This window comes from Microcoleus sp. AT8-A3 (genome assembly GCF_036705675.1).
GTDB lineage: Bacteria > Cyanobacteriota > Cyanobacteriia > Cyanobacteriales > Microcoleaceae > Microcoleus.
In genome coordinates this window covers 126,653-149,066 of record NZ_JAUBVD010000008.1, presented here as the reverse complement: position 1 = coordinate 149,066, position 22,414 = coordinate 126,653, and the positions used below count along the sequence as shown (strand labels likewise).

Annotated in this window: 18 protein-coding genes; 9 read left to right on the top strand and 9 right to left on the bottom strand. The window is 46.9% G+C overall.

All coding sequences use genetic code 11. The features are described from left to right. Positions 1 to 17: 17 nt before the first annotated feature. The 5 genes from QUB51_RS07250 to QUB51_RS07230 all read right to left on the bottom strand — a co-directional run bounded on the left by QUB51_RS07250 (position 18) and on the right by QUB51_RS07230 (position 4,157). Entirely contained in the window at positions 18 to 290 is a 273-nt protein-coding gene (locus QUB51_RS07250) for a peptidoglycan-binding domain-containing protein (protein WP_333057934.1), read from the bottom strand. A gap of 221 nt (positions 291 to 511) precedes the next feature. Beyond that, positions 512 to 793 (bottom strand): peptidoglycan-binding domain-containing protein, encoded by a 282-nt coding sequence (locus QUB51_RS07245; RefSeq protein ID WP_333057933.1) that lies wholly within the window; start codon positions 791 to 793, stop codon positions 512 to 514. A 389-nt stretch (positions 794 to 1,182) separates the two neighbouring features. Beyond that, positions 1,183 to 2,637, bottom strand: coding sequence for a hypothetical protein (locus QUB51_RS07240; RefSeq protein WP_333057932.1), 1,455 nt, complete (start codon positions 2,635 to 2,637; stop codon positions 1,183 to 1,185). A 262-nt stretch (positions 2,638 to 2,899) separates the two neighbouring features. Further along, entirely contained in the window at positions 2,900 to 3,520 is a 621-nt protein-coding gene (locus tag QUB51_RS07235; protein WP_333057931.1) for a DUF3177 family protein, read from the bottom strand. A gap of 400 nt (positions 3,521 to 3,920) precedes the next feature. After that, positions 3,921 to 4,157, bottom strand: coding sequence for a Calvin cycle protein CP12 (locus tag QUB51_RS07230; RefSeq protein ID WP_333259459.1), 237 nt, complete (start codon positions 4,155 to 4,157; stop codon positions 3,921 to 3,923). A gap of 304 nt (positions 4,158 to 4,461) precedes the next feature. Here QUB51_RS07230 and QUB51_RS07225 point away from each other — a divergent pair, with 304 nt between their 5' ends. Further along, positions 4,462 to 4,710, top strand: a complete 249-nt coding sequence (locus QUB51_RS07225) for a hypothetical protein (protein WP_333259456.1) — start codon at positions 4,462 to 4,464, stop codon at positions 4,708 to 4,710. A 190-nt stretch (positions 4,711 to 4,900) separates the two neighbouring features. Next, entirely contained in the window at positions 4,901 to 6,154 is a 1,254-nt protein-coding gene (locus QUB51_RS07220) for an FIST N-terminal domain-containing protein (RefSeq protein ID WP_333259454.1), read from the top strand. Positions 6,155 to 6,334: 180 nt separating this feature from the next. On the opposite strand, the gene QUB51_RS07215 is transcribed toward QUB51_RS07220, so the two are convergent. Next, complete coding sequence (locus QUB51_RS07215) at positions 6,335 to 8,401, bottom strand: iron uptake porin (RefSeq protein ID WP_333057927.1); 2,067 nt, start codon at positions 8,399 to 8,401, stop codon at positions 6,335 to 6,337. Between the two features lie 1,158 nt (positions 8,402 to 9,559). On the opposite strand from QUB51_RS07215, the gene QUB51_RS07210 reads away from it, so the two are divergent. Beyond that, positions 9,560 to 10,504, top strand: coding sequence for a hypothetical protein (locus tag QUB51_RS07210; RefSeq protein ID WP_333057926.1), 945 nt, complete (start codon positions 9,560 to 9,562; stop codon positions 10,502 to 10,504). A gap of 58 nt (positions 10,505 to 10,562) precedes the next feature. Here QUB51_RS07210 and QUB51_RS07205 read toward each other — a convergent pair whose 3' ends face one another. Together QUB51_RS07205 and QUB51_RS07200 are read right to left on the bottom strand one after the other, a co-directional pair. Continuing rightward, entirely contained in the window at positions 10,563 to 12,656 is a 2,094-nt protein-coding gene (locus QUB51_RS07205; RefSeq protein WP_333210272.1) for a hypothetical protein, read from the bottom strand. Positions 12,657 to 12,783: 127 nt separating this feature from the next. Beyond that, positions 12,784 to 14,313, bottom strand: coding sequence for a CHAT domain-containing protein (locus tag QUB51_RS07200; protein ID WP_333057924.1), 1,530 nt, complete (start codon positions 14,311 to 14,313; stop codon positions 12,784 to 12,786). 395 nt (positions 14,314 to 14,708) lie between these two features. Here QUB51_RS07200 and QUB51_RS07195 point away from each other — a divergent pair, with 395 nt between their 5' ends. The 5 genes from QUB51_RS07195 (at position 14,709) to QUB51_RS07175 (ending at position 21,194) form a co-directional block, all read left to right on the top strand. Next, the gene (locus QUB51_RS07195) at positions 14,709 to 14,891 is read left to right on the top strand and encodes a hypothetical protein (RefSeq protein ID WP_333057923.1); all 183 of its coding nucleotides are present in this window, start codon (positions 14,709 to 14,711) and stop codon (positions 14,889 to 14,891) included. Positions 14,892 to 15,288: 397 nt separating this feature from the next. Continuing rightward, on the top strand, positions 15,289 to 17,289 hold the full coding sequence (locus QUB51_RS07190; RefSeq protein WP_445243040.1) for an FAD-dependent oxidoreductase: 2,001 nt from the start codon (positions 15,289 to 15,291) through the stop codon (positions 17,287 to 17,289). Positions 17,290 to 17,595: 306 nt separating this feature from the next. Continuing rightward, positions 17,596 to 18,282: a class I SAM-dependent methyltransferase gene (locus tag QUB51_RS07185; protein ID WP_333259450.1), complete on the top strand. Its 687-nt coding sequence runs from the start codon at positions 17,596 to 17,598 to the stop codon at positions 18,280 to 18,282. Next, a complete protein-coding gene (locus QUB51_RS07180) occupies positions 18,282 to 19,352 on the top strand; it encodes an aromatic ring-hydroxylating dioxygenase subunit alpha (protein WP_333057921.1) in 1,071 nt (356 codons plus the stop codon). Before QUB51_RS07185 ends, QUB51_RS07180 begins: the two co-directional genes overlap by 1 nt. Positions 19,353 to 19,511: 159 nt before the next feature. Further along, complete coding sequence (locus tag QUB51_RS07175; protein ID WP_333057920.1) at positions 19,512 to 21,194, top strand: DUF262 domain-containing HNH endonuclease family protein; 1,683 nt, start codon at positions 19,512 to 19,514, stop codon at positions 21,192 to 21,194. Between the two features lie 101 nt (positions 21,195 to 21,295). Here the strand turns inward: QUB51_RS07175 and QUB51_RS07170 are convergent, their stop codons facing one another. Beyond that, on the bottom strand, positions 21,296 to 21,769 hold the full coding sequence (locus QUB51_RS07170) for a hypothetical protein (RefSeq protein WP_333057919.1): 474 nt from the start codon (positions 21,767 to 21,769) through the stop codon (positions 21,296 to 21,298). Between the two features lie 26 nt (positions 21,770 to 21,795). Here QUB51_RS07170 and QUB51_RS07165 point away from each other — a divergent pair, with 26 nt between their 5' ends. After that, positions 21,796 to 22,323, top strand: coding sequence for a transcriptional regulator (locus tag QUB51_RS07165; protein WP_333057918.1), 528 nt, complete (start codon positions 21,796 to 21,798; stop codon positions 22,321 to 22,323). The last annotated feature ends 91 nt before the right edge of the window (positions 22,324 to 22,414 follow it).

The window sequence follows — 22,414 nt, the reverse complement described above, 5'->3', positions numbered from 1 at the left end:
ACATGGTTGCACAAACTTTAAAATATAGTTGTACAAACACCCAATTTATTCCAAGTTTTAGGGCCGACAATGCCATCAGCAACGATTTGTTGTTGGTTTTGAAAATTGATAACGGCTTGTTGGGTTTTCGGGCCGAATCCTCCATCAGTATTTAAAGAAAATCCCTTGGTGTTCAAGAGTCGCTGAAGGTAGCGAACGTCCTCATTTTGGGTGACACCATCGTTGCGTTTTAGTATGGGAAAATAACGGCAGGAAGGTAATTCAGTACGAATTGCGTTTGTGGTTTGCATGGTTTGATTCTCCATTGGTTGTTTGCAAGTTGTTTAAAAGTAGAGAAGTGGGGAAAAGATGTTAGTTAATAGTCCTGGATGCACTTTTAACGGGCATAAACGAGGTTTCGGCTTCGCTCAACCACCAGGTTTTTTAGCGTTTCTGGGGGCGAAAAAGAAGTATTGCAGTGAAACAACCCAGTTTCTTGCTACCCGTGCGCCTAGGATTAGTTAACTTGGATTTAACATCCGGGTTCACCTGTATAACAAGCGCCTAATAGACTCCAAGTTTGAGGGCCAACAATGCCATCAACAGCAATCTGATTTTCCTTTTGAAATCTGATGACTGCTTCTTCGGTTTTTGGGCCGAAGAATCCATCAGTTGCGACGGGATATCCGTTTTCAACTAAGGATTGTTGGAGATAGCGCACGTTTTGATTGGCAGTGGTACTATTATTTCGTTGCAGTGTGGGCAGTGAAGAGCAAAGAGGCAATTGAGCGTAAATTGAATTTGTGGTTTGCATGGTTTGATTGGGGATTAGTGGTTTGCAAGTTGTTTGAACTTGCTATTCCCCAGTTGTAGCTGTGGGGGGAAGTGCTTTAACAGTCGCTTTTTATAGTGACGCTTATTTGGGGTAGCTCAAATGAGTGACAGCCCGCTATCAAATCCGTTTTGTATAAAATAATTGTCAAAGGTAAACAGCAGCGAATTTCCATTTTTTATCAACTTTTAGCATCTTTGCCGGAAGCCCCACACCATACCTGTAGGGCTGTTGGTGTTGGGATGGATAGGCAGATTGACGTAGGGAAAGCGAGGCAATCAATCCTGTCACGGTGTAATCGCTCTACTCTTATATAAGCTGAGTAATGGTCTTTTCTATAGAGGAGGCAAAAATACTGTATTTAAAGCTAGTTAACCATGGGATCGAAAAGGGCGATCGAGAAAATTGGTTTGGGGTTGCGACTTTAACTTAGAAGTGATATCGTAGTATCGGTAGATAGTAGACTTCCGGCTGTCAAACAACTTGAGAATTGAATCAATAACAATTTCTGTAACTATCGGGTTAAAGTCGGAAATAAACTCGTCGGCGTTGAGATTTTCTCTAAAAAATTCCTTAGCTCGATCGCACTGATAGCGCATTTCGTCAAAGCCAACAATTTTTACCACAAACGTTGTCAGGGGCGAACTCTCCAAATCGGTATTAGAAGTGCTTTTAGCCCGCCCATTTTCTAATAAATTCAATACTTCCGCTTCTAAACTAATTTTAGGTTTATAAGGTTTCTCTATTTCTGGAAAAAAGCTTTCCAGGCGCACGCAGTTAGGAACTTGAGCCGGAATTCCTCCCATCATCATCGCCAGAGAAACCTCAATCCCCAAATCCGAAGAAAGAGCTTCTAGCAGGGCTAGGGCAGCCAGTTTGCACCCCAAATAAAGCTTCGCAATTTCGAGATTGTACTTAGCAGTAGTTTCCCAGCGCTGATAGGTGCGATCGTCTGGATATCCCTCAAACTGTCGGAAAATTATTTCTGGCTTGAGATAATTCAGAAAACCTTCCATCTTCACCAAAGCAACTCGGTAGTCGCGAACCGTGTAAAAACCCCAGCATATGAGATTGTGATTGGTTTCCGGCAGTAAATTCCAGGTATTTGCCAAAAAATGGGCTGAACTATGGTGAGCAAAACTCATCACATCCCGGTTAGAGATTCGCACAGCTTTTTTGACCGTTTCCCGCATTTCCTCGTCCGTTAAACTGAGGTTAAACAGGCTATTTATTGCTTGCAAGCGCTCATAAAGACGCTGGCTTACCGTTACTCCCGCATCGGCGGCACGAAACGGAATTGTTGCTTCAATGCAGCCGGCAATTTGAAGCAATTGCTCGCGTTTGAGAAATGGTTCTAGAGCTTTTGCTGCTACGACAGCGCTGAGAAATTCGTTTTGTCCAGCCAAAGGATTGAGGACTTCGCCCGGTACAAAATTGAATACCAGCATTACCATCTCGAAGGTAGCATCCGCAGGCAGTTCAGATTTATCCCGAATTTGTAGGTGTTGGTTAACCTCTTTTGCAACAGGAGTGATGTAGTAGCTGACGTTAAAGTTAATGCTGCGATCGACTTGTAGGTAGACGGTATCGTGAAATAAAGCTGCCAAAACCTCGATCGCATCTTCATCTCCCCCCACCTCAAAAATATGTTCGGGAGTGTGAAAAAACCGCCATGGCCCCATCATCGGCTGAACAATCAGTTCGGCAATCCGAGCGAGTTCACTTGGTTCGACTTTTGCTTCCAGGCGATCGATCGCCCAAATCAGCCTGTCTAAGCACTGTAAGTAGGCTTGTTTGCTATCCATCACAGTCTTTCCCAATAACATTACTGTCAGTCGATTTTAGATTTTAGATTTTAGATTTTCTCGACAGATGAATCTGGAAGCTGGAACCTTAGTCTAAAATTGTTAGATATCCACGACTGGAGTCCACGGCTTGTATCCGTTTTTGGGCGGGTCACGTCAGCCACCCGGCTGTTAGTTTGATTTTATCCTAGATGCGCCCCGGCTGTTTTTATTTGGGATTTATGAGATTTTGGTGGAATAATTTAGCTGCAATTTAGGAAGGAAATACTAACTAAAACTCAACTTAATTTCCGGTAGCTGACCTCCCCTGTTTTCCTAGTCTAATCAGCACAAAGTATGACAAGTAAATTACATAGATAGCTAAACCAATCATCCCCAACAATCCCAAAAATTGAGGGGTTGTATTAGGGTGAAACATTTGTTTGTAGAGCCAAGGTGGGTCTAACCAAATGCGGCAAAAAGGTTCGTCAATTACCTCAATTTGCGATTTAAAAGCACAGCTTAAGAAGGGAAGTTGAGCTAGAGCGCCCAAACCGCTGTAAACAGTAATCGCCCACCGCCAAGCTGTAAAAGCCAGTTTCAGGGGCGACTGCGGTCGATCGGCAATTTCTTCGTTTAAATCCTCCCAAAACCACAGACTAGCAGGAATTAATGCCCTCCCAATCACCGACGATACAAAGCTCACAGGCAGCGCAGCCATCATCAGGTAAAGTGTAATTGCCAGCAAACTCGCCACCCGCCAATAAATAATCGACAAACGGACGATCGCCTCAGCTTTTGCCACAACAGCCCAAATCAGCACTACCAGCGGGATCGAAATTGTTAATAACACAGACAACCGGTAATCCATCCACACTAGCGGTTGAAACCAAGGCCCGGTGGCTGCCAATAAAAGACTCAACATCTTTGGGAAAATATACTCACTTATTTGTCACAAATTTTACTACAAAAATGCTAAAAAATCAGCAACCAGAACACGGTCTTAATGTTTTAGTTACTGCTACATTTTCTAAGGTACTTGGCGCGCTTTGAAAGGTACTTGAGACACGATAGACGGCAATACGCTTGAGTTAAAACTGTTTATTCTTGAGATATCTCCTTCCCATCCTCGCCCCTTTTGGGGGACGCAAGAGCAAATTCTTGTCCCCCTTGGGGGGCGAGGGGGAAGCTGGCGGATTTGAACCGTATTGGGATAGAGGGCAAATCTCACCATTATTTCAAGGCTCAACCCCTAAAATAAAATTCTCCCGCGCCAAAAGTTAGATTTCGGCGCGGGAGGTTCGGCATAGAGCTAAATGGCTCGTTTATTCCTCGTAGATGCGGCACTCAGCAGCGTCAGGATTGTCGTCGCAAAATTTTTCAAAAGAATTCTTAGGTTTGACTTGCTTTTGGTGGGAAGCTTCTGCTTGCAGTTCTTCAACTGCGTCCCACGCCGCCGCGCATTCCCCGGAAGTTGCGCCCTTGGTGTCACAGACGGTACGAGCGCTTTCTAGTTCTTCTTCAATTTTCTCTTGGATGTTGACGGAGGGTGTTGTTGTCATAAAACTTGTTGGTAGGAAAGTGTAGGAGAATATGGTTGTCCCCGACCTATTTCTAGGTAATGTTAGCACGCGCCTTTGTTTAGTGAGCTTGTTCGGCTAACGGCACGTCCTTAACCCAAATAAAGATGTTTAACCGTTAACGACAGAGCAAGGGACTAGCTAAGCAGCCGCTTGGTGTCATAACTCAAAAAACGTAGACTTCTAAAGTCTACGGCGGGTCAACTGTGGTTTAAGTCTTATGCTCGAAGCGAGCGTGTCTTTAGACCTGGATCGTTGACCTTATTAAGTAAGAAAGGTTTTCTTTTTGGATGTTAGTTTGGGTGGGATTTGCTGTTTCGGTCTGGCGACCCCAGCTAATAATAGCTTGAGATGCGCTGCTGTTGCAGCAGCCGAGAGAGAAACCATCCATAACTGCGATCGCAGTAGCCGTCTCTACTTCCTGCTTTACTCTACCCCGTCGGCGGGGGAAGAGTCCACAGGCATCAATGTAGGTCAAGCTGACCTTACTTTTGATGAAAACATTACACGAGGTTGGTGTGTCAAACTGTATTGAGCTTTATCTTTTAAGATTTAGCTGAATACGGCATTTAACGCTAAACAGATTAATGGGGTACTCATGTTAACTTATGTTAACACAAGAACGGCAATCGATGGGTAATCGCTCGCCCAAGAATACCGTCCCCCCAGCGGCCAGTTCCGGTTAGCCTAATGTATAGAGATAGTTTTATAGAGAAGTTTGCCTTATGTACACCCAAAACCAAATGCAATGGGTCAGCGCTTTATCAACCCGTCCCTCTTTGGAATCCGCCCTCAAAGAAGTTATAGAACAAGCCGATCGCGACCTAGAAGGCCAGGCCGATTTAGCACTGATATTTATCTCGTCTGCCTTTGCCAGCGAGTATTCTCGGCTGATGCCTTTACTCCGAGAAATGCTGCCAGTACCCGCGATCCTGGGATGTGGCGGGGGAGGAGTCATCGGCACGAACCGGGGGGGCCTCACCGAAGAAGTCGAGGGATCTCCCGCAGTCAGCCTCAGTCTGGCGCGCTTGCCGGGAGTGAATGTCAGAACTTTTCATGTCGGTTCAGAAGAACTGCCCGACTTAGACAGTCCCCCGGATACTTGGGTGGATCTCTTGGGCGTGCCGGCCCAGGAAGAACCGCAGTTCATCATCTTGGCTGACCCCTTTTCCGCAAAAATTAACGATTTGCTCCAAGGGCTAGATTATGCCTATCCGGGCGCGGCGAAGGTAGGGGGACTAGCCGGGGGGGACGGTGCGGGCAGGGGCGCGGCGCTGTTTTGCGACTATCAGCTTCACCGAGAAGGGACGGTTGGGGTAGCTTTGAGCGGCAATATAGTTTTGGAAACGATCGTCGCTCAAGGCTGCAGGCCGATCGGGCATCCTTATCGGGTGACGGAAGGAGATCGCAATATTTTGCTGAAACTCGAAGAACAAACCGATGATATCGGCAGCGGGGGCATCGAGCGATCGCCCTTAGAGGCTTTGCGAGAGTTAGTTCAAACTTTGAGCGAAGAAGACCGAGAATTAGCCCAGCACTCGTTATTTGTAGGCTTAGTCAGCGATGAATTCAAGCTGAAATTAGAGCCGGGAGATTTTTTAATCCGCAATCTGTTGGGAGTAGATCCGAAAGTGGGGGCAATTGCGATCGGCGATCGCGTCCGTCCCGGACAGCGCATCCAATTTCACCTGCGGGACGCGCGCACCTCCGCAGAAGACCTAGAAATGCTGCTCGATCGCTATCAGCGGGCCGCCGAGTACAGTGGTACATCCAGCGTCGGCGCCTTGATGTTCTCTTGTCTGGGGCGCGGTGAAGGGCTTTACGGCGAATCGAACTTTGACTCCCGACTTTTTGGCCGATACCTCAAAAACATCCCCCTGGGCGGCTTTTTCTGCAACGGCGAAATCGGCCCCGTCGGCGGCAGCACATTTCTGCACGGCTACACCTCCGTATTCGGGATTTGCCGCCAAAATTCATAATTTGTCAACTGTTGACTGATGAGTGATGACTGTTGACTGATGACTGATGAGTGATGACTGATGACTGATGACTGTTAACAATCTAAAATCTAAAATCTAAAATCTAAAATCGCCTGATGACCAATAAATAAAAGCGGCAGTCGCCTGCCGCTTTTAGCTGTAACTAGATGTCTAGAAGCCTTAGAAACTAAAGGTTGTACGCAGGAGTCCGACCCAGATATCGTCGTTTCTGTTGTTGTGTTCGGGGTTCAAAATCACGTAAACGCCCGGTGTCACTGATACAAAGTCATTGACTTGGAAGCGATAGAAACCCTCTAAGTGATAAGAGGTGTTACGGTTTCTGGCGACATCACTTTCAGTAACTTTTGGCGGTACACCGAAGACAAAACCGAGGAGGTTGCCTTGCCGGCCAAAATCTCGCAGGGCCAAAGTGATAGCACCATTCTGGATCGTCGCGTCATTGCCGCCCCCCCGCAGTTGCTCAGCCTTCGTATAACCGTACCAACCGCCAATGTGAAAGCGACTGCTGGGTTTGAAGTTAACTTGCACGCCATAGTTATCTGCTTGAGTGGGTGCTTGACCGAAGGGCCGGTTAGCCAAAGAACTGCCGGTGCCACCCATGAGGCCAACATCGCCTGCGCGATTGTATTTGTGGGTGTAAGTCAGGCTCAAATTAAACGGGTTGCTAAAAAAGCCGATCTGACCCAAAGCGCTGAAAGAACCGTCGAAAACGCCCCTGCCATTTGCGGGGTTGGGAGCATCGCCCTCGGAGGCCAGATAGCCCGCAGTAGCTCGGAAGTTGCCCAAGTTGTAACTCATACTTGCGCCAGCTCCCTGCGGTCCGCGGTGTACGGCCGGGTTGCGAACTCCAAATCTGGATAGAGTGCCATTACCCGTAGCGTCACCAAAGGTACTAGTAGCAGGCGCGTCTCCAATTTCATTTAGGTCAAGTCCTCTAGGACCGACAAAGAATGTAGCGTTACCTAGCGGGAACCGATACCACACTTCATCTAGTGTGAAATTGTTGTTCTCAGCCCCATCCTGGGCTACGCGAGTCATGTTAGTACCCGTAATTGCTGAGTAGTTAGGGACGTTACCCGCTTGCAAGCGGGTTCTGAGCAAGTCTCGACCGGTGAAGCTGGTCAATAAGTTCAAGCGCACCCGGTAGCTGAAGTCGGTGACTGTTTTGTCGTCGTCGTCGTCAAGGCGGATACCCTCTCCGACAAAGGTGTCGGTGACGGCAAAAACGGCTTCTCCGAGCAGTTTGGTGGTAGTGGAGAATTGATTGGCTTCGAGTTCTGCGGTGCGAGCTTCTAGGCCGTCTACTCGTCCGCGCAGGGTAGCGAGTTCGGCTGCAAATTCTTCTTGCAGGCGTTGCAGGATGGCTAAGTCGTCTCGGGTAACTAAGTTACCTGTTGACCCAATTAGTTGGGTTATCTGGTCTAAGCAAGCGTTGACGCCGGCTGCAAATTCGTAGCGAGTCAGGGCGCGGTTGCCGCGGAAGGTGCCGTCGGGATAACCTACGATACAACTGTAGCGTTCGACTAGGGATTGCAGGGCTTGGAATGCCCAATCTGTCGGGCGCACGTCGGAGAGCTGAGTGACTGATGTCACCTGGGACATGGTTCCCGACGGTTGGGCCGGCAGTGCTTGGGGAGCAACAGGGACGATGGGGCCGCCCATTCCTCCGGGTACTGTCTGAGCAATTTCTACCTTAGTAGCTGGGGTAGTAGCTGGGGTGCTGGCGACTGCTGGCACTTCAATTTTCCCAGCAACTTCTGTCTGGCTGATTTGCTCTGCCAAGTCTGATGCTTGGGGCGAGGGTTCGGCAGTGCCTGCTGCTGCTAGGGGTTCAGTCGCTGCTGCGCTGGCCGGAGCGATTGGGGCTGCTAACTCGATGTCGCTCCCTGTTGTTTGCAGTGCTGTTTGCAGTGCTGCGGCGCTGGTTTCTGGTTCGATTGAGGCGATTTTTTCAGCGTCTGCTTCCTTAACGACCGGGGTTGGGGCCGCTTCGAGGCTGCTGTTTAAAGCCAGGTTTTCTGGGGCAGCAGGGGCTGCTGCAACTGGTTCTGCAACTATTTCTCCAACTATTTCTGCAATTTTTGACTCAGATGACTGAGCTTTAGCTAGTTGGTTGGCTTCAGGGGTTGCGGTCGCTTCTGCGGCGATCGCAGTGGCACTCATGACTGATGATAGCCCCAGAATTGCCGGGGATACTAGCAGTAAATTCCAAAAAGTTCTGTTCATTTTCCTCACACCTTCACACTCTATTCAACTCGACGAGCAGCAATTCCCAACTGCTAATTTTTGTGGTTGCTTGCCTGTTGACAATAACTGCCAAAATAGAACCTATCCATAACTGTTGATTCACAGTAGGCGTGTCTACTTCTGCTTGAACGTAGGGGCTGGGCCCTTGTACCCCCAGGCATCAATTCAGGTCAAGCCCACATTACATTACAGTAGATTATACCATCACGTGCTAATTTCATCTCTCGATCGCCCGACTTGCTTGAATTGCTCTGCGGGCGATCGATAACTGGTTCGACGGGTTCAACCACAATCTGCCTGTAACTGACAACTGCCCAGAGTCCTCGGTTACGCCCGACTTAACAGACAGTTATAGGTAGGATTGTGGCTGCTTGTCGCATCCCTTATACAGCTTTATCTCCTATAATGTCAAGGTTTTTAACCTAAGTTTAAACCTCGCAACCCGGCAGGGGCTATTTTCCCGCCATGAGTGGGGAACTGAGACTTAAAGGCTGGTAGATTGACCCGATCCAAACCAAAGTTCAGGCTTGACCAATTTTGGTTTTTTGAGGCCCGCTGCCGTCGGGACTTGCCAGGACGATCGCCATTTTTGAGACGGCTCGTCGGCGGATTTAATTTCCCGCTACTTTAACACAACTTTTTTGTTATTTAAGTGCGACTGCAACTGGTGGTGCTTGACAATTCCCGCATCCAGGATACCCGCCACGTGATTCATTCCGAAAGCAGACTCAGGATCCAGAAATAAAAAACCTGTATCCGATAAAGGAACCCCCGAATTTATCTCGCGCAAGTCAATCTAAAATCTAAAATCTAAAATCGATTGACCCGCTGTTGGCGCAGGGAAAGCTCACTTGCTTGACCGATCGACTATGCCCGATATTCCTAGCGGTTTGAACGATGTTTTTGCCTAGGGACGATCGCAGGAGTTTAGTGCTAAGCTGGCTAAAATGCCAAACTCAAAAATAGAGCTGCTGTCAGAACAAAAAACCGAAACGCTGTGGGTGGGCAAGTTATACCATTTTCGATTTTCGATTTTCGATTAAAGAATTGGAAATAACTGATGACATACAAGTTGGAAACATCGGCATACACTTGCATTATTTTGGGTAACTGGTATTAGTAAAAAAGTGAGGTTTTATGGAAGATTTTGGTATTATTATTGCCTGCTGCGACCAAGATTATCTGTTTGCTAAGGGTTGCTGTGCTAGCATCCGCTATTTCCTGGGAGATGTGCCGATTTGTCTGTTGATTGACGGTACGTTTTCTGTGAGTGCTTTGGAAAAAGCCTATGGGGTGCGGGTTATCGATCGCACAACTGTTTCTGAAGAAGTTCTCAGGAAAAGAAGTTTTGGTTGGGGCAAAACTAAAATGATTGCTTTCTGGGAAAGTCCTTGGTCAAATTTTATGGTTTTGGATGCCGATACGATCGTCTGGGGCGATGTTCTCAAATTGGCTAACTTTCAAGAGTTTGATTTTATTGTAGACAAGCCTTGTTACGATTACCCGGATGCGGAGATTTCGGAATTTTTCTTTGACATTCCGGGCGTTGAGAAGCATTTCCCGAATTTTCGTTGGTCGGAATCGCGATCGAACTATTTCTGCACGGGTACTTTCTTTGCTAAGCGCGGCGTTTTTAGCTTGGAAGAATACGTAGAAATTTTAGATTTTACGGCGGCAAATCCGGGGATATTTAAGTACGGAGAAATGGGGTTTTTGAACTTTATGATTTTCCGGGCGGCCGGGGAAAATCGACTGCGGGTGCAGAATGTGGATATGCAGTTGTTGGTGCCGGATTTTGACCAAGATTTGCTGAGGAAGCAGTTTCCGGTTGAGTCAAGCGGGCCTGGGGGCGATCGCACTCAGGCGACGGTGATTCACTGGTGCGGGCCGAAGCCGACTTTATCTACTGGGAAAGTTTACTCGGAACCGATGAATTTTTGCCGCCGCAAGTGTGAGGAGGATGTTTGGAACCGCACGGGTTTGGCTGCCGAGATGTCGCTGCAAGTTGAGGATTTACAGCGATCGATCTACGTGTATAAGAATAAGTTTAAGAAGAAGTTTCGGCAGTTGGCGGGCAAGTAAGTAGGATTTTTTAACCGCAGATGTCAGCGGATGAACGGGGATGCACGCGGATTTGGGCTTACCCTTCGAGGGGTAAAGTTGGCCCGGCTGGGGGTAAAACTTGGCGGTGAACGCTTACTTTGTGGCTTTCCCGCTGAGTTTGCATTTCGACGGCGATCGCCTCAAATTCGACTTCCATGCAGCCGTAGGGAATCTCTAACTCGACACTTGCTCGCACATTTCCCAACCCGTTAGCTTTAAATTCGGTAATCCAGCGAGGCCCGTCGAGAATCAGGTAGGTTTGGCGATCGTACACCCAAACTTTCACATAAATCCGGGGCATTAATTCCGGGAGTTGCACTTGCACTTTTACAGCCTGGCCCGCGATGATTTCGGCCCGCGGCAATTCCAAAATCGGCATCGGTACTAACTCGTCTTCTGGCAAAACGTAGGGAGTTGGAGGAGTGTCTTCTGTGGCGACTATTCTGGTTTTTTGAGCAACTTGTTTCGGCTGCGGGGGTTCGTCAAAAACGACAAATTCTCTGGCTTCTGGGCTAGTAGATTTGGGATCGGAAATTGTTTCGCTGGTTTCGGGTTGCTGCTGGGTTGGGCTGCTTTCTTCCACAACGGCAATTTCGTCGCTGCTATTGGTGGCGGCTGTTGGATTTGGTGACAGGGTGGTTGCTTTCAGCCAGTCGGGGGATTCACCGTTGCTGGCTAGGGAACTCAGTCGCGACCAAAATCGACTTTCGACGTTTAAGGTTTGAAATGCCTGTTTTGTGGGTGCTGGCGCGGTTTCTGGGGCGGTTGTTTCTAATTCTGGGCTGTTTTCGGGTTTTTGGTCGATCGCTCCGATTTCGGCTGTTTGAGTGGGATTTGAGATGTCTGAGGGTTTGGTTTGTGGGTCGATCGACTCTGGGGCAGTTTGAGGCGAATCGGAGATTTCCGACAGCAATTGCGATCGGCTGCTGTCGGGGAGTTTGTTACCGAATGCGGGCAATTCTAGACCGCCTGCACTTGGGGTGTGACGCGAAGCCAGTAGAGGGGGTAGGGCTTCAGTGGTTGGGACTTCAGCAGGGGAGGGAGGGTCTAAGGATTTTTCTACTAGCTTGAGGAAGGATATATTTTTGGCGCTTCCAGACGGTTTTGAGGCTGTTGGGGAGGGTTCGGCTTGATGCTTTTCTTCGAGGAAATTGTCTTTAATTTCCTCTAGAAGGTGCTCTAAACGGGCTGTAATTGTGAATAGTTTGGTGGCTAGGGTGACGCCGCCGCTGCTGAGAATTGCTTCTCCTAAAATGAGGCGGCTTTTACACTCGGTTGGGATGTAGGTGACGCAGGCAAAGATGCAGGGGGGAACTTGTTCTGGCATTGGCTGCTGGATTTCTGCGAGAATTTTTGAGGTTTGGGGGTCGCGCAGGTAAATTTGCAGTTGTGCTGAACCGATGAGTTGTTTGAGTTCTAGCGCTTCGGAGTCGGGGATGAGAGTTGCTGTTTTTCTGCTTTGTTGGGGGTGTTGCGGGTTTTGGGGAATGTCGATTTTGCCGGAAATGATTAAGGGGCGACCGAGTTGGGTGACGAAGGTTTCTCGATCGAGGAGGAGTTCGAGTTGGACGCCCGGTTTTGGTTCGGGGGTTTGGGGAATAGGAAATTGGTAGATTTTGGTCTGCTGCGGTGCTGAATCGGCTGCTGGGATTTGGGTTGGTGCGGGGCGATCGACCGGGGAAGCGATTTGTGGGGCTGCGCGATCGATCGGTACTACGTTTTCTGAGTCTGCGGCGGAAGCTGGGGGTTCGAGGTCGATCGGCGGTAGCGGTTCGGAGGTTTCCGATTCTGCGGGCAATACTTCTAACTGAACGCCGTACTGCCAAGGTTTTAGTGGTGTTGCTTTGGGATCTGGCAAGCAGGATAGTTCCCACAGTCCGGGTTTGAGCCTGGTGTAGGGAATGATCACGACTAATCCTTCGGGGTTGGTGCGGGCCGATCGGCTTTGGACTTTCCGCTGCGCCCCTTGGTCGAAGGAGGTATGGGTAACGCGAATTTCGATGTCGGTGTTGGGGTGCTGAATGCGAGCAACCACGCGGTATTTACCTTCTAGAATTTCCACGTCGGAGGTTTCTAGGGGCAACCAGGCGCGATCGCCCTCTTTCTGTAGCAAAAATTCTAATTTTTTCATCTTTCTTTCCCCTTGAAGGCTCCCGCTTGATTCGTCACAGGTTGGTGGTGGTTTGTTGAGCGACAGCTACAGATATTAAATTACTTATGTTTTATAGCCTATCACCACTGTCGGTCAAGAGGCCCACTTACCAAGGACTGCCGATTATGCTGAATGCTGCCCAATAATAGGGATGGGATAAATCTTTGCTGTCGAGTTTGGGGATGGACGGGGGCAATGGAATGTCGCCTCGCGCACTTCGCAGTTGACCGCCTTCGATCGTCACTTTGCCTTCGATCGCAGCGATTTGTGCTTGCCGCATTGCTTCAGCTTTAATGATTGGAGGGTCGTTTGGCCTGCGGATTCTTAACTGCTGGTAAAACTCTGTCATCAGGGCGAGAGTCCCCGCATCGCTGACGTACCACAGGCTGGCGAGGGCTGATTTTGCTCCCGATTGCAGCGCTAAACCGGCAAATCCGAGTTCTGCTTCTTTGTCTCCCAAGGCGGTTCTGCAGGCGCTTAATACTAATAGTTCGAGGGGCGGATTGTTCCATTTTAAATCTCTCATTTGATCGAGACCGAGTTGGGTGTCCCAAAATTGAATGTAGGAGTTATTTGGGGTTCCTGGGCGGAATTCTGCGTGGGTGGCAAGGTGGATGATTCCGTATTTTTGTTGCAGTCGCTGGGATTGCAAGTTTACTAGGGTGAAGTCTTGGTTGAGAAAGGATTGACCGGGCCACTGTCGGGCGATCGCGCCGAGTTCTAATGGAACTGCTGGCAGCGGTTCTTTGTTCGCCGTTTCTGCGAAATCTGATGCTCCCATTGCTAGGACTTGCACGTTTCTGATGTCGGTGTAATTGCTGTCTGTGAGTTTGAAGGCGGGGATGCGGGCGAGGCTGTATTTTTGGATCAGAAATTGCTGTCCGTCGTGCATTGCTGCTAGGGGTACGGTTCGCAAACCTGCGCCGACGCAGAACAGCAATGTTTCAATTTTTGCTGTTTGCAAATCTGTTTCTAGGGGTGCAACTATCCATTTGTAGAGTTGTTGGGCTGGTTCTAGATAGGTGGTGGTGTTTAGTTTTACGGGGTTGGTGATTTCGCTACCGAATTCTTGGACTACTGAGAGCAGTTTCTCTTGTTTGGCTTCGGGGACGCTGCGGAGAATGGGCGGGCGATCGGGCAATATTAAGATTAATTCTAGTTGGTCGGTGCGGGGGATAGCGTAAATTAAAGCTGGTTTTTTCTTGGTTTGAACTGCTAGACGGGAGAGAGTTTTTGATATTGCTTCGGCCGTTTTCGCACGGGTTTCAAAGTCTTGTTCAAAGTATGTTTGATACTCTTCTTCCCAGCTTTCTTCGATTCTGGTTACGGCTTCGGTGAGGTTTCCCCGATCGAGCAAATTTCTCATTTCTTGCCCGCCCGGCCCGCCCTGGTCTGTGTTTTGGGCAATTGTAGCGAGGTTCGCGGTGCTCCAGCAGAAAAATATTGCTATCACACAGTAAAAAATAGCTTTTTTAATTTTTTTCTGAGTCGTGTGTTTTTGGCGTTGCTGCTGGGATTGGTACTGCATGATTTTGGGGCGGTTAATAGCGCCGTTGGCGGCAGCAGTTGGCAGACGTTGGGATGTGGGTGGGAATTTTGACCCCCTCGCATCCAGGATACAAGCCCCCTGATTCATCCGTCCAGAAATAAAAAACCTGTATCCGAGAAACTTCCCCCCCGAATTTATCCGTGGGGTGAATGCTTCATTCAATTCTTTAATCTAAAATCTAAAATCTAAAATCTAAAATCGATTGACTGTGCTGGCGATCGCCGCACGATTATAGCATTCAAGAGCAACCGCAAATATCTACCGTAGGGTGTGGATACCAGCAGCAACAGAGGCCGCACGCCAAGAAATTGACCATTTATGTAAAAGTTTGTAAATTATGCAGGGGTTTTGCATAAACAGGACTTACGCAAAAAACTGAGATGTTGCACCATTTTCAATAATCCTTTTATGAACAGGCTTTCCGGCCTGTTCCACAAAAAATTCATCTTTTGTGGAACGGGCCGAAGAGCCCGTTCTTAAGAATGGTGCAAGATGTGAGTTTAACCGGCATTAGCTATACGGGCGTCTTTGAATTTTTGCGACACATCCGCACTTCTCAGGTTGAATCGAGTTTTGTCTTGGTATTAAGTGAGGAATACCCTGCATCGATCGCCGATATATTGAGTTACCTCAGTAGATATATTCTCTGTATTTACTTATTTTAAAATAGTTATATTTTTCGCCCCAACTTACTTAAAGCTCGACTGGTTAATTGTTTGGTCTCGGATATCTGCCAGGTTATTTCGTACAATTCGTCGAGACTGCCTTTTGCCTAAGATTTTGCATGAAAATCTCCTAGTTTTTTAGAATCATTGGCGGCGGTTGCCAAGAATTGAGCAACATAAATAAAAACACTTAATTATTTAGAGAATTTTACGCTAGGCGGGCGATCGCTTTTTCCTTCTTTTCTCCTAAATAAGTAAAGCCTTCTTGCTTTTGTTATAGATTGTGTGCGATCGAACCAGATCAAGTGCGTTAGCGCAGCCCTCGAAGAGGATCGCGATCCGATTGGGGGATGTGTCTTAGTATTTCTTCACATATCCTGATTTCGGTCTATGATATATGCCTTATGGCGTATTTGTGTTTAAAGCCCGTTACCGCGTACCGCTGATGAGTCAATCAACCAATTCACCGCTATCCCAACCAGTTTCTCGAAGAACCGCCCTCAAATTCCTCGGAGTCGGTGCCGCAGGCGGGCTGCTGGGCTACTCTCGGTTTTCCAAGCCAGAGCCCGCCGTTTTTGTGCAAGATTCTCTTGACTTGCCGCGAATGCTGAATAACCGCAAAACCGTTGCAGTTGTAGGCGCAGGCTTAGCAGGGCTCGCCTGTGCTTACGAGCTATCCCAGCGAGGTTTCGCCGTAACATTGCTCGACAAATCGCCCCAACTCGGCGGTAAAATTGCTAGTTGGCCGATACAAGTCGGGAACGAAACTTTTATGATGGAACACGGTTTCCACGGTTTTTTTCCGCAATACTACAACCTCAAAAGTGTGGTTGAAGAACTAGAAATTACCGATAACTTTATATCTTTAGAATCCTACGCCGTTCTGTTTAGAGACGGCAAATACAAACCCGAAGTTTTCCGTCCCAACCATTCAGCTTTTCCCTGGAATATAGTTGACTTGGGGATATCTTCTCCCAATCGGCTCAAGTGGGGAATCAATCTTACAAAACCCGCTCACTGGCAAGTATTTCGAGAAATCGGCGGTTTTCAAACTCAAAAAAGTTTTGCTCGCCTCGACAATATATCAGTAGCCGACTGGGTAAAAGGTGAATTTCCGCGCGGACTTTATGACTTGTATTTTCTGCCTTTTGCCAAATCCAGCCTCAACGCTCCAGACGAATTGAGCGCGGGAGAATTAATGCAATTTTTTCACTTTTACTTTTTCGGAAATCCAGAGGGTTTAGCATTCAACGGTACGCGACAAGATATGGGTACGAGTTTGGTGCAGCCTATTGCCAGAGCAATTGAAAGCAAAGGCGGCAAAGTATTGACAGATGTCGCAGTCAGTGAAATTCGCTGGGAAAACGGCAAGATTGATTCTCTGAGTTATCAGTCAGGAGACGTGCAAAGTAAAATACCTTTTTGGGTGAAGCGAAACAGGCTATTAACTGATAGCAACTCTACCGAATATTTCGGCGCTGGGGACAGCGTATTTGCCGCCGCACCGTCGGGAAAAGAGGCAATTTCTCTGAGCTGCACTCACCAAGGCTGCACAGTTCAGAAACAAAACGACGGTCAATTTCACTGTCCTTGTCACGGGGCAGTTTTTGATGCCGAAGGGCGAGTTGTCAGCGGACCTGCTCAGCGGGATTTGCCTCGATTTAAGGTAGTTGATGAAAAAGCCGATGAGGTACAGTTGGTCTCCGCCGCGACCACTTCCAAGACGCAAAATTTGGGAGAAACATTGAAGGCTGATTATTATGTTTTGGCGGCCGATGTTCCGGGGATGCAGCATTTGTTTAGTTTGGCTAGCGGTGAGGTGAATTCGCAGGTGCAGAGTCGGATCGAGAGTTTGAAAATAGCCGATCCGTTTGCGGTGGGCCGTTTTTGGTTCGATCGCGAATTTCCCTGGGAACACAGCAATTTCAGTTCGCTTTCCGGCTACAAACTGACTGACAGCATTACGCTTTACCACCGAATTCAGGATCAGTTCATAGAGTGGAATCAGAAAACTGGCGGTAGTGTTGTGGAACTGCACGCTTATTGTTACAAGGAGAAAGAATTTCCGAATCAGGAAGTTTTGCTGGCGACTTTTGAGCAAGAATTGTACGAAATTGTACCGGAATTAAAAGAGGCAAATATGCTGCACCGGGAATTGGTAAATCAAAAGAATTTCTCTGGATATCCGCCCGGTAGTTATGCAGAAAGACCAGAAACTTGCTGCGCTGTTCCCAATCTTTTGTTTGCGGGAGATTGGGTAAAAATGCCGTTTCCGTGCGGTTTAATGGAAAGGGCAGTTAGCAGCGGTTTGTTGGCAGCTAATGCTATTTTATATCAGGAGGGTTTGCAGAGGCGAGCGCTCTTGACGGTGAATCCCGAAGGCGTGTTAAAAATCTAAGGTTTGCAGTGGGGCGGGCTTTATAAATCGTCAATCATCGGCTGGTATCCTCGGTGAAACCCGCCCCCAGCCCTACCATTTTAGATTTTAGATTTTAGATTTTAGATTTGAAGAAATGGGAATGACTGATCCAATAAGGGTTTAGAGGTTTCCTACAGTTGCATTCTTTTTTTAAGATTAGTTACGGTTTGCGGGGGTGGTTTCGCTGAGGGGAAAAGGCAGAGCTTGCGAACCAAAAAAATATCTGCGTTAAGCGGGGTGGATATGCGGTTAAAATATTATTGAATGAGTATAAAGCAATAATAAATGCTAAATAGTAACTGCAAAGTTCGCAATAAATCTGTAACGTTTGATGCTTTTGCAACAGAATACGATTTCGTGACCTCGTTGCAAAACCAGAACGATTTCTTTACTAACAACCTATCTGTCAGCAAAGGTGCAGTATTAGATATTGGCTGCGGTTCGGGAATTCTTGCTTTTGAATTAGCCCAGTATTACGATAATGTTGTAGCCGTCGATTTGTCAGCAAAAATGCTAGATATAGCGCGTCAAAAACGCTCAGCACCCAACATCGAGTACATCCAAATGGATGCCAGTCAATTAGCGCTCGATCGCCAATTTGATTTAATAGTTAGTTCTGCTACTTTTCACCACCTGCCCAACCTTCCCGCCGCCCTCAATGCCATTAAAAAAATGTTAAATTCGCACGGCAAAGTCGTCTTTTTAGATAATATTTCGGAAGTCGAAACACCTGCTACAATAGGCTACATATTAGGTGCAGCGAGAGATTTTAATCCCGACTGTTCCACCTACGGATTTCGCAATGCTTTAAGACTATTAAAATTTAGATTGTCGCCAGGGTGGTTGAAGCATTTAGCTAGCGATAGGTATTTGTCTGAACGGAGATTTAGAAAAATTTACGGTCGTTGCTTTCCGGGCTGTTATTTTGTAAAATTGGGTTGTTTTATGGGCGTAATTTGGGAATATTTGTAATGCAAAACAACGCGATAAAATCGGTAGCTGGAAAAGGGGAAAAAACTCACATCCGCCAGTTGGGCATTAATCTCGATCGCTGGTATGCGATCGCCCGCAGCAGCGAGGTGCAAACTCAGCCGCTAGCTGCGAAAATCTGGAATCGGGCGATCGTACTTTTCCGCGACAGTGCAGGCAAAATCAACGCTTTAGAAGATAGATGTCCGCACCGACAAGTTAAACTCAGCCACGGCAAAGTTAAAGGCGATTTAATCGAATGCGCTTACCACGGATGGCGGTTAAATGCAAGGGGAGAATGTGCCGAAGTCGATTATTTAGCAGAAAATCAAAAGCTACCTAACTGCAAAATTCGCTCCTATCTAGTCAAGGAAAAAAACGGTTTTATCTGGCTGTTTCCCGGCGACGAAACCCAAGCAGAAAAAACTCATTTACTGGATTTGCCAGAGTGGGAACATCTCAATTATATTGCCACTGTTTCAGTCATCGACTGTCAGGCACACTATTCATTTTTAATTGAAAACTTGATGGATATGTACCACGGGCACTTGCACGATGATTGGCAAGCTTGGGCAAATCCAGTGTTAGATACTTTAGAAGAAAACGAGCATCAAGTAACTGCTCGCTATCAGGCACAAAGTTATTACAAAATAGATAAAATTTGGTCAATTTCTCAGTTATTTTTTAAGTCTTTGCGCCGACTGCACCCGGAACCGCTAGAGGTGAGTTATGTTTACCCGCACTGGGTTTCAACTTTGGGAAGCGACTTTAAGATTTACTGCTTGGTTTGTCCGGTGAGCGAAACAGCAACTCGCGCTTATTTAATTCATTTTACCTCATTAAATGCGTTTTGGCGGCTGCACAAATTGCCTGTTTGGTTTCGCAGGTTTATCAAAGATAGTTGCTTCGGCGCGGCTCAAAAGTTATTAGATGGTTTGGTGCGGCAGGATGTGTTAATGATTGAAGAAGAACAGCAGGCTTTTTTGCAGAATTCAGAAAGAAAAAGTTATGAATTAAATCGGGCTTTAGCCAGCGTGCAAAAGTTGATAAGAAGTCAGGGGGAAAATGGGTAATTCAGCCGCAGATTGAAGCCTACAGCGGGACGAATGAAACCAGCCTGCACAAGCTAAGTTGAGAGTTCGCCTTTCCAAGCTTGAGCATGGTATTCTAGCAGCAAGGAAAATTGACTTTCGGGAAGCAATTACCAACCACACCTAACACAGGAACCAAGCATGAACCGTGTCAGCATCAAGGGTGAGGAACACCCCATTAGGAAAATCTTTAGCGATGACTTTATGTTTACCATTCCCCTCTACCAGCGTCCCTATGCTTGGACAAATGAGCAAGCTGGGGAACTGCTGGAAGACCTGCTAACATCATTGGGAGATGGTAACGACACGATTGATCAACTCAACCCGTACTTTCTAGGCAGCATTGTTTTGATCAAATCTGGGCCGCCAGAGGCTGAAATTGTAGATGGTCAGCAACGTCTAACAACTCTCACCATACTACTAGCTGCTCTCAGGGAATCATTGCCAACACAACACGCCAATGACTTGACCACTTATCTATACCAAAGAGGCAGCTTAATCGCGGGTATAGATAATCGTTACCGTCTGACTTTGCGCGAGCGAGATGCAGAATTTTTCAAGGAATATATTCAAAATGAAGGTGGTATTAACAAGCTCCAAAAATTAAACAATGCTGAGCTGATGGATACTCAGAAGCTTATTAAAGAAAATGCACATTTATTCTTGCAACGTTTGCAGACTATCGCTGAATCCCACCGTATACGTCTTGCCCAGTTCATCATTACCCAGTGCTTCTTGGTAGTGGTTTCTACGCCTGACTTTGACTCTGCTTATCGGATATTTTCTGTGTTGAACAACAGGGGATTGGATCTCTCCATAACTGATATCTTGAAAGCGGACATTATTGGAAAAATACCCGAAAGCCAACAAGAAAAATATACTAAAAAGTGGGAAGATACCGAGGAGGAGCTGGGACGCGAGTTATTCAAAGACTTGTTTTCTCATATTCGGATGATTAAAGAAAAGAAAAAACTTAGCAAGAGTATCCTTAAAGAGTTTCAGGAAAACATCAATCCTGCGGCAGGGTCTCAGCAATTCATTGATGAAATTTTAGCTCCTTATGCTAAGGCTTTTTCGGAAATTCACAACTCAACCTATGAAAGCGAGCGGCGTGCCGAGGAAATTAATCAACTATTTAAATGGTTAAACAAAATTGAGAATGTTGACTGGATACCGCCTGCCATTTTCTACCTATCGCGTAACCGTAATAACCCCGATAATTTGGTGCGTTTTTTTACAGATTTAGACCGCCTTGCGGCAGGTTTAATGATTGTCCGCGCCAATATTAATAAACGGATTGAACGTTACAGCAGATTGCTTACTGCTATTGAACAAGAGGAAGATTTATTCAATTCCAATTCACCGCTCCAGTTTACTCCTGAAGAGTCAAACAATATCCTTAGAGTCCTCGATAGTGACCTTTACCTAATCCAAAAAATTCGTCTTTATGTTTTGCTGCGCTTAGATGCTGCCCTGTCAGAAGGTGAAGCATCTTACAACTTCTCCAAAATTACTGTCGAGCACGTACTTCCCCAAAATCCAGGGGCTAATAGTGAGTGGATGAATTGGTTTCCTAGTCAGGAAGAGCGCGATCAATATGTACATCGTCTTGGCAACTTAGTTTTACTATCTGGTGCGAAAAACACTCAGGCAAAAAATTATGATTTTGATGTGAAAAAGCAGAAGTATTTCACTACTAAAACGGGCGTTTCACCCTGTGTGCTTACTACCCAAGTGCTGCGGGAACAGGAATGGACGCCAGAAGTAATCGCTCGACGGCAGAAAGAGCTGATTAATGTTCTCAAGAATCTTTGGCGCTTATAGGATAATTGAATTTGATATCAAATCGCTCTTATCTGTCCATCAGCACAAAACCATCTGCGTCCATCTGCGGTAAAAAAATCTAAATTCCGCCAGCACAAACTTTACTTTTTAGCCCGCTGCTGCTGGTAAACGCTGACAACTTTATCGGCATAAGTAGCAGTGGCGCCACTTTTGCAAGCTGCGGATTCGCCAGTCATCCACCAGCAAGCGGCGCGGCGTACAGCGGCTGTTTCATTGTTGCTGCTAGCTTTGTATTCGTCGCGCAGCAAATCGCCCACGATACAGGTAACAATTGATTTGGCTTTTGTCGCGTCAGCCTCAAATTGTTGCGGTGTTAAATCTTGTTTGGTACAGAATTTTGCCCAGCGGGAAATATTGTTCGGTAAAACTTGCCACTGACTGTACATTCCGTCATTTGCGGCTTGTGGCGGGGCGGCTTGTCGCAGCGCTTCTACGAGGGCGGAAACTTGCGCGTCGGTGACTGATTGCGCTGCTGCTGGAAGTGCTTGCAATCCGAGGCTAATTATCAGGCTGCCGAATAGTAGATTGGTTTTTGCGATCGATTTAAAATTCATTCACAATGCCCTGTTTGATTTAAAGTTTGTTTCCTCAAACAAGGTTTACTATTTTGTCGATCGAATACCTCTGTCTTAAGTATGATTTGCTTGTAGAATGGACTGTCGATCGCGCTTACGAGAGAAATTGCCGATCGACTGCGATAAAATTATGGAAGTACAACCAGCGAAATTCAATGAAAATGCCTACCAGCGATAGCTACCGCGAGTCCCTAATTGAATCTCTCAAAGATGCCGAACACGCTGGTGGTTTTATCGGGGCTATCTTAGAAGAAAAAGACCCTGAACCCGCACTCCTGAGAAATGCCATCAGAAAGGTAATTGAGGCTAAAATCAGGATGAATGCTCTTTCTGATTCAGCAAAAGAACATCACGAAAAACTCGATAATATCCTGACTGAAAGCGGCGGTTTGGAAATTTACTGTTTGGTAGAATTGCTCGAAGCATTAGGATTTAAACTAGAAATTACTGTCGCAGATACTGAGTTGCCCGCTGACTCGAAATCAACGGATTTTGGGGAATCAGAATTATCCCCCGAACCAGCTAATTTCTAGCTGATTGTAGCCTTATTTCGATCGCAGTAAAGGTTAATCTAGATTATCGGTTGTGTGGGGGCGGGTTTATATAAATTGTTTGCGGGTATTA

Bases quoted from the DNA above. Each gene is read 5' to 3' on its own strand.
- QUB51_RS07250 (WP_333057934.1), bottom strand. From the start codon at position 290: ATGCAAACCACAAACGCAATTCGTACTGAATTACCTTCCTGCCGTTAT.
- QUB51_RS07245 (WP_333057933.1), bottom strand. From the start codon at position 793: ATGCAAACCACAAATTCAATTTACGCTCAATTGCCTCTTTGCTCTTCA.
- QUB51_RS07240 (WP_333057932.1), bottom strand. From the start codon at position 2,637: ATGTTATTGGGAAAGACTGTGATGGATAGCAAACAAGCCTACTTACAG.
- QUB51_RS07235 (WP_333057931.1), bottom strand. From the start codon at position 3,520: ATGTTGAGTCTTTTATTGGCAGCCACCGGGCCTTGGTTTCAACCGCTA.
- QUB51_RS07230 (WP_333259459.1), bottom strand. From the start codon at position 4,157: ATGACAACAACACCCTCCGTCAACATCCAAGAGAAAATTGAAGAAGAA.
- QUB51_RS07220 (WP_333259454.1), top strand. From the start codon at position 4,901: ATGTACACCCAAAACCAAATGCAATGGGTCAGCGCTTTATCAACCCGT.
- QUB51_RS07215 (WP_333057927.1), bottom strand. From the start codon at position 8,401: ATGAACAGAACTTTTTGGAATTTACTGCTAGTATCCCCGGCAATTCTG.
- QUB51_RS07210 (WP_333057926.1), top strand. From the start codon at position 9,560: ATGGAAGATTTTGGTATTATTATTGCCTGCTGCGACCAAGATTATCTG.
- QUB51_RS07205 (WP_333210272.1), bottom strand. From the start codon at position 12,656: ATGAAAAAATTAGAATTTTTGCTACAGAAAGAGGGCGATCGCGCCTGG.
- QUB51_RS07200 (WP_333057924.1), bottom strand. From the start codon at position 14,313: ATGAATCAGGGGGCTTGTATCCTGGATGCGAGGGGGTCAAAATTCCCA.
- QUB51_RS07195 (WP_333057923.1), top strand. From the start codon at position 14,709: ATGGTGCAAGATGTGAGTTTAACCGGCATTAGCTATACGGGCGTCTTT.
- QUB51_RS07190 (WP_445243040.1), top strand. From the start codon at position 15,289: ATGCCTTATGGCGTATTTGTGTTTAAAGCCCGTTACCGCGTACCGCTG.
- QUB51_RS07185 (WP_333259450.1), top strand. From the start codon at position 17,596: ATGCTAAATAGTAACTGCAAAGTTCGCAATAAATCTGTAACGTTTGAT.
- QUB51_RS07180 (WP_333057921.1), top strand. From the start codon at position 18,282: ATGCAAAACAACGCGATAAAATCGGTAGCTGGAAAAGGGGAAAAAACT.
- QUB51_RS07175 (WP_333057920.1), top strand. From the start codon at position 19,512: ATGAACCGTGTCAGCATCAAGGGTGAGGAACACCCCATTAGGAAAATC.
- QUB51_RS07170 (WP_333057919.1), bottom strand. From the start codon at position 21,769: ATGAATTTTAAATCGATCGCAAAAACCAATCTACTATTCGGCAGCCTG.